Below are 9778 nucleotides of genomic sequence, written 5' to 3'. Positions count from 1 at the left end.
CGGCCACCACCGCGCCGTCCCGGACCAGCCGGGCCTTGGAGTTGCGGCGGATCTCCCCGGACCGGACCAGGGCACCGGCGATGTTGCCGAACTTGGAGGACCGGAAGACCTCGCGCACCTCCGCGGTGCCGAGCTGGACCTCTTCGTACTCCGGCTTGAGCATGCCCTTGAGGGCCGCCTCGACATCGTCGATCGCCTGGTAGATGACCGAGTAGTAGCGCACGTCGACGCCCTCGCGGTCGATCAGCTCGGTGACCCGCTCGGCCGGCCGGACGTTGAAGCCGATGATCACCGCGTCGGACGCCACCGCGAGGTTGACGTCGTTCTGGGTGATCGCGCCGACGCCGCGGTCGATGACCCGCAGCGACACCTCTTCGCTGACCTCGATGTTGAGCAGCGCGTCCTCGAGGGCCTCCACCGAACCGGAGACGTCGCCCTTGAGGATCAGGTTGAGCTGCTGCACCTCGCCGTGCTCCATGGACTTCAGGAAGTCCTCGAGCGTGCGCCGGCCGCGGGCCTTGGCGAGCGCCGCGTTGCGCTCCCGGGCCTGCCGGGTCTGCGCGATCTGGCGGGCCATCCGGTCCTCGGGGACGACCAGGAAGTTGTCGCCCGCGTCCGGGACGGCGGTCAGACCGAGCACCTGCACCGGACGCGACGGACCGGCCTCGTCGATCGGGTCGCCGTTCTCGTCGAGCATGGCCCGGACCCGGCCGAACGCCTCGCCGGCCACGATCGAGTCGCCGGGTCGCAGGGTGCCGCGCTGCACCAGCACGGTCGCCACCGGCCCGCGGCCACGGTCGAGGTGACCCTCGATCGCGATGCCCTGGGCGTCCTGGTGCGGGTTGGCCCGCAGGTCCAGGGCGGCGTCCGCCGTGAGCAGCACGGCTTCGAGCAGCGTGTCGATGCCCTCCACGGCCTTGGCGGAGACGTCGACGAACATCGTCGTACCGCCGTACTCCTCGGCCACCAGCCCGTACTCGGTGAGCTGACCGCGCACCTTGGCCGGGTCGGCGCCCTCCTTGTCGATCTTGTTGACGGCCACCACGATCGGCACGTCGGCCGCCTGCGCGTGGTTGAGCGCCTCGATCGTCTGCGGCTTGACGCCGTCGTCCGCGGCCACCACCAAGATGACGATGTCGGTGACCTGCGCACCGCGGGCGCGCATGGCGGTGAACGCCTCGTGACCCGGGGTGTCGACGAAGGTGATCGGGCGGTTGCCCGGCGCGATCACCTGGTAGGCACCGATGTGCTGGGTGATGCCGCCGGCCTCGCGCGCCATCAGGTTGGTCTTGCGGATGGCGTCCAGCAGCCGGGTCTTGCCGTGGTCGACGTGACCCATGACCGTGACCACCGGGGGCCGCGCCTCGAGCTGGTCCTCGTCGCCCTCGTCCTCGCCGAACTCGATGTCGAAGGACTCGAGCAGCTCGCGGTCCTCGTCCTCGGGCGAGACCACCTGGACGTCGAAGTTGAGCTCGGCACCGAGCAGCGCCAGGGTGTCGTCGTTGACCGACTGGGTCGCGGTGACCATCTCGCCGAGGCCGAACAGGATCCGCACCAGGGCCGCCGGATCGGCGTTGATCTTCTCCGCGAAGTCGGTCAGCGAGGCGCCACGCGGCAGCCGCACGACGTCGCCGTTGCCCCGAGGGGCCGAGACCCCGCCGATGGACGGCGCCTGCATGTTGTCGAACTCTTGACGCCGCTGCTTCTTGCTCTTGCGGCCGCGCGCCGGCTTGCCGCCGGGACGCCCGAAGGCACCCGCGGTGCCGCCACCACGACCGCGACCGCCACCGCCGGGACGACCGGCGAAGCCACCGCCGCTGGGTGCGCCACCGGGGCCACCGCCGCCGGGACGACCGGCGTAGCCGCCACCACCGCCGGGACGTCCAGCGCCAGCGCCAGTGCCGCCGGGACGGCCTGCGCCAGCGCCGCCGGGACGGCCAGCGCCGGGGCCACCGGGGCCACCGGGGCCACCGGGACGCGGCGCACCCGGACGGGCCGGGCCAGCGGGACGCGCGCCCATCGGACGCGGCGGCATCATGCCGGGGTTCGGGCCGCCGGGCCGCGGCGGAATGGCACCGCCGGGGCGGGGACCGGCCGGGGGCCGAGGGGCGCCGGGAACCGGAGCCGCCCCGGGCGCGGCCGGCCGGGCACCCGGACGGGGCATGCCCGTGCTGCCGGAGGTGAAGGGGTTGTTGCCCGGGCGGGGGCCAGTCGGACGTGCCGGTGCCGGGGTCGGCGCGGCGGGCGCCTCCGGGGCGGCGGCCGCGGGCGCAACCGGCGCGGCGGGGGCCTCCGGCGCCGGGGCGGGCGCCACAGTGGCGACCGGGGCCACCACGGTCTCGACCGGTGCCGCTGGGGCCTCGGGCGTGGGGGCTGCGGGGACGGCCTTCTTCCGGGCCGGCGCGGCGGGCGCCGCCGCCTCTGCGGGGAAGGCTTCCTTCAGTCGTCTGACGACGGGCGCCTCGACGGTGGATGACGCGGAGCGGACGAACTCGCCCATCTCGTTGAGCTTGGTCATGACGACCTTGCTCTCGACTCCGAGCTCCTTCGCGAGCTCGTAGACCCGGACCTTGGCCACTACTCTCCTCTTCTTGGTCCGAGCCCTCGTCGGGCACGGACTGTCAGTACGCGGACCTGCTCATCGCTGCGCGCTCATCGCTGGCTCATCGTGCTTCTCGACTCGCTTCCGACTCGGCCGACGACCCGGCTGGGACGCCGTTGGTGACCTGGTCAACCCGCTCCTCGACGGCGGCCCGCAGCAGCGTCAGGTCGAGCGGCCCCGGCAGGCGGAAGGCCCGCGGAAACGCCCGACGCCGCTCGGCACGATCGAGGCAGTCCGGATCGGGGTGCAGCCACGCGCCCCGCCCAGCCAGCCGCCCACGGGGATCGGGGGTCACTGACCCCTCGATCACCACCAGGCGCAGCAGTTCGACCTTGGTCGCCGTCCGGCGGCAGCCCACGCAGGTGCGAAGCGGGCGTGCCGCGTCGTCCGGACGACCGGTCACGGAGCAGTCTACCCCGGGATCAGACGTCGGCGGGCGCCACAGGCGCGCCGGGGGCGCCCACGGTGTCGCCGGCGTCCCCGTGGATGTCGATGCGCCAGCCGGTGAGGCGGGCCGCCAGCCGGGCGTTCTGGCCCTCCTTGCCGATGGCCAGCGACAGCTGGTAGTCGGGCACGGTCACCTTCGCGGCGCGGGCCGCGAGGTCGACCACCTCGACCTTGTCCACCCGGGCCGGCGACAGCGCCTGCGCCACGAACTCGGCCGGGTCCTCCGACCAGTCCACGATGTCGATCTTCTCGCCGTGCAGCTCGGCCATGACCGCCCGCACCCGCGCCCCCATCGGCCCGATGCAGGAACCCTTGGCGCTGACCCCGGCCCGGTGCGAGCGGACGGCGATCTTGCTGCGGTGCCCCGACTCGCGGGCGATCGCGACGATCTCGACGGTCCCGTCGGCGATCTCGGGGACCTCCATGGCGAACAGCTTGCGCACCAGGTTCGGGTGCGTGCGCGACAGCGTGATCTGTGGGCCGCGCTGGCCGCGCCGGACGGCGATCACGTAGCAGCGCAGCCGCTCCCCGTGGGTGTACCTCTCTCCGGGCACCTGCTCGGCCGGCGGCAGCACGCCCTCGACCTTGCCCAGGTCGATGAGCACGTCCCGCGGGTTGCTGCCCTGCTGGATCACCCCCGAGACCAGGTCGCCCTCGCGGCCGGCGAACTCGCCGAACGTCACCTCGTCCTCGGCCTCGCGCAGCCGCTGCAGGATGACCTGCTTGGCCGTGGTGGCGGCGATCCGGCCGAACCCCTCGGGGGTGTCGTCGTACTCGCCGAGCAGGGCGCCGTGCTCGTCGGTATCGTGGGCCAGCACGGCGACGTGGCCGGTGGCCCGGTCCAGGTGCACTCGGGCGTGCGGCTGCGCGCCCTCGGTGTGGTGGTAGGCCACCAGCAGCGCGGACTCGATCGCGGTGACCAGCAGGTCGAAGGAGATCTCCTTCTCCTGGACCAGGGCTTTCATGGCGGCCAGGTCGATGTCCATCAGGCGTCCTCCGTCCCCGGCTCGTCGGTGTCCTCGGTCAGGTCGTCCTCGGGCTCCGCCTCGAGTCGGCGGAACTCGACCTCCACGCTCGCCCTGGCCACCGTCGACAGCGCCAGCTCGCGGGGCCGGCCGTCGACGTCCAGCGAGACGGCGTCCTCGGTCACGTCGACCACCCGGCCGGTGACCGCTCCCCCGTCGGTGAGCACGGCGCGGACCAGCCGGCCGGTCGCCCGGCGCCAGTGCCGGGGCAGCGTGAGCGGGCGGTCCACGCCCGGCGAGGTCACCTCGAGGGTGTACGCCTGGCCGCCCAGGGGGTCCTTCTCGTCCAGCCGCTCGGACAGCTGATGGCTGACCACGGCGATGTCGTCGAGCGAGACGCCGCCGTCCTTGTCCACGACCACGCGGAGCACCCGCCGACGGCCGGCCGGGGTCACCTCGCACTCCTCGAGGTCCAGCCCGGCGGCGGCCACCACGGGAGCGACCACGGCGCGTACGCGATCCGGTGCTGCTGCGGCGCCCACGGCCCACCCCTTTGCGGTTGTCGACGTGCGTCTGTCCCACGTGCTGCTGGGCCCCCAGCATAGGTGCAGCGGGTGCGGCTCCGGACCGACGGCGACCCCATGGGATCGTGGGTCAGTGCGTCCCGACCGACCTCCCGTCCCGCTGACCCGGCGGGCCGTGCTGGGCGGGTTCGCCGCGCTCACCGCGGCGGTCCCGCTGGCCGGGTGCTCGACCGGGCCGGACACCGGACCAAGCGCCTCACCCACTCCGGACCCCGACGAGGTGGCCCGCCGGACGGCGGCCGCGGCCGAGTCGCAGCTGGCCACGCTGGCCGCCTCGACCGTGACCGCGTTCCCGGCGCTGGCCCCCCGGGTGACCCCGGCCCAGCGGGCTCACGAGGCCCACGCCGAGGAGCTGCTGGCGGGTCTGCCCAGCGCCTCGGCCTCGCCGTCGACGGGGTCGTCGGCCGCGTCGAGCGGGGCGGCCGCACCGCCGCCCGCCGGCCCCGTGGTGCCCGCCTCACCGGCCGCCGCGCTCGCCACCCTGGCCACCGCCCAGACCGCGGCCGCGACGGCCGCCACCGCCCGGCTCGGCACGGTGAGCGGGGACCTGGCCCGGCTGCTGGCGTCGGTCGCGGCCTCGGACGCCGCCTTCGCCGCCCTGCTGCGCACCACCGGGGCGGCGGCATGAGCCTGCTCGACGCGCTGCAGGCCACGTTGGCCGGGGAGCACGCGGCGGTCTACGGCTACGGAATCGTCGGGGCCCAGGTGACCTCGGCCGCGGACCTGCGCGCCGCGCGGGCCGGCTACGACGCGCACCGGGCCCGGCGGGCCGCGCTGATCTCGCTGGTGAGCAGCAACGGCGGCCAGCCGGTGGCCGCCGACCCGGCCTACGACGCGGGCGGACCGGTGACGACGCCCGTGCAGGCCAGGGCCCTGGCCGGGCGGATCGAGGCCGCCGCCGCGGGCCGGTACGCGGACCTCGTCGCGGCCGCGGACGGCGGGCTGCGGTCGACCGCGGCCGGCTGGCTGCGTGACGCGGCCGTCCGTGGGGCCGGCTGGACCGGCACCGCCGAGGCCTTCCCCGGGCTCACCGGCCGGCTGCCGAGCGCCGGCTAGCGAGCGCCCGGCGACCCGGCGTTCCAGCCGTCCACCAGGGCGAGCACCTCGCCGAGCCGGTTGACCACGCCGTCCGGCCGGCCCTCGATGTGGCCGCGCTGCTGCTCGGGGATGCGGCTGTGCGGCACGAGCACCGCGCGCATGCCGACCTCGCGAGCGCCGTGGATGTCGTCGTAGGGGCGGTCGCCCACGAAGACGGCGCGGCTGGGCTCGGCCACCCCCACCGCGCGCAGCGCCGCGAAGAACGACTCCGGGTGCGGCTTGGTGAAGGCCAGTTCGCTGCTGAACACCGCGCCGTCCACCAGGTGCAGCACGCCGTCGCGGCGCAGCACCTCCTCGTGGTGCGAGCCCGGCCACAGCGTGTTCGACAGGATGCCCACCTTGATCCCCCGCTCCCGCAGGGCGGTGAACAGCGGGACGACCTCCGGGTCGGTCCAGGTGTGCGGCTCCCACGCGTCGAGGTAGGCAGCCAGCGCCGTCTCGTGCCGGTCGCCGGACGGCGTGATGCCCACGGCGACGAACACCTCGTCGAGGGTGGCCGACCGCTGGTACTGGCGGCCGGCCAGCCAGCAGGCGTCCTCCGCGGTCAGCAGCAGGCCGGCCAGCTCGTCGGCCCGGTCCGGGTCGTACACCTGCGTGTAGGCCCGCCACTGCTCGCGCAGGTCGATCGTGTGCCACGGGGTCAGCGTGCCGCCCCAGTCGAACAGCACGGCCTCGACCGGCCGCAGGGTCACGGTGCGGCCGCGATGTGGACGGCGATCCGCTCCACGACCTCCCCGACCGGCACCTCCTCGCGCTCGGCCGTGCGGCGGTCCTTCAGCTCGACGACGCCGGATGCGAGCCCGCGGCCGACGATCATCACGGTGGGTACGCCGATCAGCTCGGCATCGTTGAACTTCACGCCCGGGGACACCCCGGTCCGGTCGTCGAGCAGCACCCGGACCCCCTTGGCGTCCAGCTCGGTGGCGATCCGCTCGGCCTCGGTGAAGACGGCGGCGTCCTTGCCGGTGGCCACGATGTGCACGTCGGCGGGCGCGACCTCGCGCGGCCAGCACAGGCCGAGCTGGTCGTGGGTCGCCTCGGCGATGGCTGCGACCGCACGGCTCACCCCGATGCCGTAGGAGCCCATGGTGACGGTGACCAGCTTGCCGTTCTCGTCCAGGACCTTGAGGTCGAGCGCCTCAGCGTACTTGCGGCCCAGCTGGAAGATGTGGCCCATCTCGATGCCCCGGGCGGTGGACAGCAGTCCGCCGCACAGGGGGCACGGGTCGCCGTCGCGGACCTCGGCCGCCTCGATGACGCCGTCCGGCTCGAAGTCGCGCCCGGCCACCAGGTCGATGACGTGCCGGCCCGGCTCGTCGGCTCCGGTCACCCAGGCGGTGCCCTCGCCCACGCGCGGGTCGACCAGGTACCGGATGCCGGACACTCGCGTGTCGCCGAGGACACCGGGGCCGATGTAGCCCTTGACCAGCTCGGGCCGCTTGGCGAAGTCCTCCTCGGTGAACGGCTCGGGCACGGCGGGGGCGACCTGGGCGGACAGCCGCTTCATGTCGACCTCGCGGTCGCCGGGGACGCCGACGGCGAGCGGCTCGACGGTGCCGTCCGGGTGGCGCAGGTTGATCAGCACGTTCTTGAGCGTGTCGGCCGCGTGCCAGGGCCGGTCGTCGCGGACCAGGTCGGTGCGGCTGTTGAGCAGGTCGACGAGGCTCTCGATCGTCGGGGTGCCCGGGGTGTCCTCGACGCGGGGCGGCAGGGTTGCCGAGGCGTCCCGCGGCTCGGGGGTCGGGGTGGTGACCGCCTCGACGTTGGCCGCGTAGTCGCCGTTCTCGCAGCGGACGTAGGTGTCCTCGCCGACCTCGGCGGGGGTGAGGAACTCCTCGCTGGCCGAGCCGCCCATGGCCCCGGACATCGCCGAGACGATGACGTAGTCGAGCCCCAGCCGGTCGAACACCCGGATGTAGGCCTCGCGGTGCCGCTCGTAGGACTTCTGCAGGCCGGCGTCGTCCAGGTCGAAGGAGTAGGAGTCCTTCATGCTGAACTCGCGCCCCCGCAGCAGGCCGGCTCGGGGCCGCGGCTCGTCGCGGAACTTGGTCTGGATCTGGTAGATCGACAGCGGCAGGTCCTTGTAGGAGGAGACCAGGTCCTTGACCAGGAGGGTGAACATCTCCTCGTGGGTCGGGCCGAGCAGGAAGTCGGCGCCCTTGCGGTCCTGCAGCCGGAACAGGTCCTCGCCGTACTCGGTCCAGCGGCCGGTGATCTCGTAGGGCTCGCGCGGCAGCAGCGCGGGGAAGTGGACCTCCTGGAAGCCGGCGGCGTCCATCTCCTCGCGGACGATCCGCTCGATGTTGCGGTAAACCATCCAGCCCAGCGGCAGCCAGGTGTACCCGCCGGGCGCGGCGCGGCGGATGTAGCCGGCCCGGACCAGCAGCCGGTGGCTCGGGACCTCAGCGTCGGCCGGATCCTCACGCAGGGTGCGCAGGAACAGGGTCGACATCCGCAGGACCACGGGAACACTCCTTCAGCTGGGGGCGGCACCGAGCGGCACCGGTCAGGTGCGCCCCGCGAGGATATCCGTCCCCCCTTCCGCAGGAAGGGTCCCTTCATACGGAAGGGGTGGGTCAGAAGAGCACGGTCGCGAAGGTGCCGAGCTGCTGGAAGCCGACCCGGCGGTACGCGGCCAGCGCGGGGGCGTTGTAGTCGTTGACGTACAGCGAGACCACCGGGGCGATCTCGGCCAGGCAGGCCCGGACCACGGCCGCCATCCCGGCCACCGCCAAGCCCTCGCCCCGCCGGTCCGGGGCGACCCACACGCCCTGGACCTGGCAGGCCGCGCGGCTCACCGCGCCGATCTCGGCCTTGAACACCACCCGGCCGTCCTCGATGCGCGCGAACGAGCGCCCGGAGGCGACCAGCTCTCCCACCCGCGCCCGGTAGGACGCGCCGCCGTCCCCCAGCTCGGGCGAGACGCCCACCTCCTCGGTGAACATCGCCACGCAGGCCGGCAGCACCACCCCCAGCTCGTCCGGCCGCACCCTGCGGACCGCGTCGTCGGGCACCACGTCCCACGGCGGCAGCGACGACACGGCCATCAGCGGCTGCCGGGCCCGGACCTCCCTGGCCGGACCCCAGGCCGACGCCAACTGGGCCCACAGCGCGAGCACCTCGTCCGCGGGGCCGACGAGGGACGAGCAGCGCCGGCCCTGCCGGCGGGCCCGGTCGGCGAAGGCCCGCAGCGCATCCGGCCCGGCCTGCACCGGAACCAGGTTGGCCCCGGCGTAGCACAGTGACTCGAGCCGGCCGTCGACGACGTAGCCCCACAGCTCACCGCCGAGCCGCCAGCCGTCGAAGCCCGCGGCCTGCACCCGCGAGGCCACGAAGACGTTCGCCACCGGGTCGGCGTCCAGCAGGGCGTCGACCTGGTCGCGGTCACGGGCGTCCAGCACCCGCAGGGAGGCGGTGCGCAGCATCGCCCCCATCGTGCCCTGTCCGGGGCTCGCGGTCCCAGCGGACCCGGCAGTCGGCCCGTCGTGGTCCTCAGTGGACGTCGACGCTGGGTGTCCCAGACTCCTGGTCGGGCATCTGCTCGGCCAGCCGCATGGCCTCCTCGATGAGCGTCTCTACGATCTGCGCCTCGGGCACCGTCTTGACGACCTCGCCCTTGACGAAGATCTGGCCCTTGCCGTTGCCGGACGCCACCCCGAGGTCGGCCTCGCGGGCCTCTCCCGGCCCGTTGACCACGCAGCCCATGACCGCGACCCGCAGCGGGACCTTCAGCCCCTACAGGCCGGCGGTCACCTGCTCGGCGAGGGTGTAGACGTCGACCTGCGCCCGCGCAAGCTCGAGATCGTGTCCTGCCCCTCGTGCGGCCGCGCCCAGGTCGACGTCTACAAGCTCGCCGACGAGGTGACCGCCGGCCTCGAGGGCATGACCGTGCCGCTGCGCGTGGCCGTCATGGGCTGCGTCGTCAACGGCCCCGGCGAGGCCCGCGAGGCCGACCTCGGGGTCGCGTCCGGCAACGGCAAGGGCCAGATCTTCGTGCGGGGCGAGGTCATCAAGACCGTGCCCGAGAACATGATCGTCGAGACCCTCATCGAGGAGGCCATGCGGATCGCCGAGGAGATGGG

At 74.0% G+C, this 9778-nt stretch carries 9 protein-coding genes and 2 pseudogenes; 3 read left to right on the top strand and 8 right to left on the bottom strand.

Translation table 11 applies throughout. The features are described from left to right. The 4 genes from infB to rimP all read right to left on the bottom strand — a co-directional run. Positions 1-2578, bottom strand: a 2578-nt coding sequence (infB, locus tag VIM19_11225) for a translation initiation factor IF-2 (protein HEY5185448.1), incomplete at its 3' end; no start/stop codon positions are given. Between the two features lie 85 nt (positions 2579-2663). Further along, positions 2664-3005 carry a YlxR family protein gene (locus tag VIM19_11220; protein ID HEY5185447.1) on the bottom strand — a complete coding sequence of 114 codons (342 nt, stop codon included), beginning with the start codon at positions 3003-3005 and terminating at the stop codon, positions 2664-2666. 19 nt (positions 3006-3024) lie between these two features. Continuing rightward, complete coding sequence (nusA, locus tag VIM19_11215; GenBank protein ID HEY5185446.1) at positions 3025-4035, bottom strand: transcription termination factor NusA; 1011 nt, start codon at positions 4033-4035, stop codon at positions 3025-3027. Further along, the gene (gene rimP / locus VIM19_11210) at positions 4035-4556 is read right to left on the bottom strand and encodes a ribosome maturation factor RimP (GenBank protein HEY5185445.1); all 522 of its coding nucleotides are present in this window, start codon (positions 4554-4556) and stop codon (positions 4035-4037) included. Before rimP ends, nusA begins: the two co-directional genes overlap by 1 nt. Positions 4557-4671: 115 nt before the next feature. On the opposite strand from rimP, the gene VIM19_11205 reads away from it, so the two are divergent. Then, the gene (locus VIM19_11205) at positions 4672-5226 is read left to right on the top strand and encodes a hypothetical protein (protein ID HEY5185444.1); all 555 of its coding nucleotides are present in this window, start codon (positions 4672-4674) and stop codon (positions 5224-5226) included. Further along, positions 5223-5654, top strand: a complete 432-nt coding sequence (locus VIM19_11200; GenBank protein ID HEY5185443.1) for a ferritin-like domain-containing protein — start codon at positions 5223-5225, stop codon at positions 5652-5654. The genes VIM19_11205 and VIM19_11200 overlap by 4 nt, the downstream gene beginning before the upstream one ends. On the opposite strand, the gene VIM19_11195 is transcribed toward VIM19_11200, so the two are convergent. From VIM19_11195 to VIM19_11180, 4 genes and pseudogenes are all read right to left on the bottom strand, one after another. After that, the gene (locus tag VIM19_11195; protein HEY5185442.1) at positions 5651-6388 is read right to left on the bottom strand and encodes an HAD family hydrolase; all 738 of its coding nucleotides are present in this window, start codon (positions 6386-6388) and stop codon (positions 5651-5653) included. The genes VIM19_11200 and VIM19_11195 overlap by 4 nt on opposite strands. Continuing rightward, entirely contained in the window at positions 6385-8160 is a 1776-nt protein-coding gene (locus tag VIM19_11190; GenBank protein ID HEY5185441.1) for a proline--tRNA ligase, read from the bottom strand. The genes VIM19_11195 and VIM19_11190 overlap by 4 nt, the downstream gene beginning before the upstream one ends. A gap of 112 nt (positions 8161-8272) precedes the next feature. Then, complete coding sequence (locus VIM19_11185) at positions 8273-9121, bottom strand: GNAT family N-acetyltransferase (protein ID HEY5185440.1); 849 nt, start codon at positions 9119-9121, stop codon at positions 8273-8275. Between the two features lie 67 nt (positions 9122-9188). Next, positions 9189-9485, bottom strand: a pseudogene (locus tag VIM19_11180) (flavodoxin-dependent (E)-4-hydroxy-3-methylbut-2-enyl-diphosphate synthase). On the opposite strand from VIM19_11180, the pseudogene VIM19_11175 reads away from it, so the two are divergent. Further along, a pseudogene (locus VIM19_11175) lies at positions 9471-9778 on the top strand (flavodoxin-dependent (E)-4-hydroxy-3-methylbut-2-enyl-diphosphate synthase). The pseudogenes VIM19_11180 and VIM19_11175 overlap by 15 nt on opposite strands.

It is taken from the genome of Actinomycetes bacterium (genome assembly GCA_036510875.1).
Lineage (GTDB): Bacteria > Actinomycetota > Actinomycetes > Prado026 > Prado026 > DATCDE01.
The sequence above is the reverse complement of the archived record's forward strand: the minus strand, read 5'-3'. Positions and strand labels throughout refer to the sequence as shown.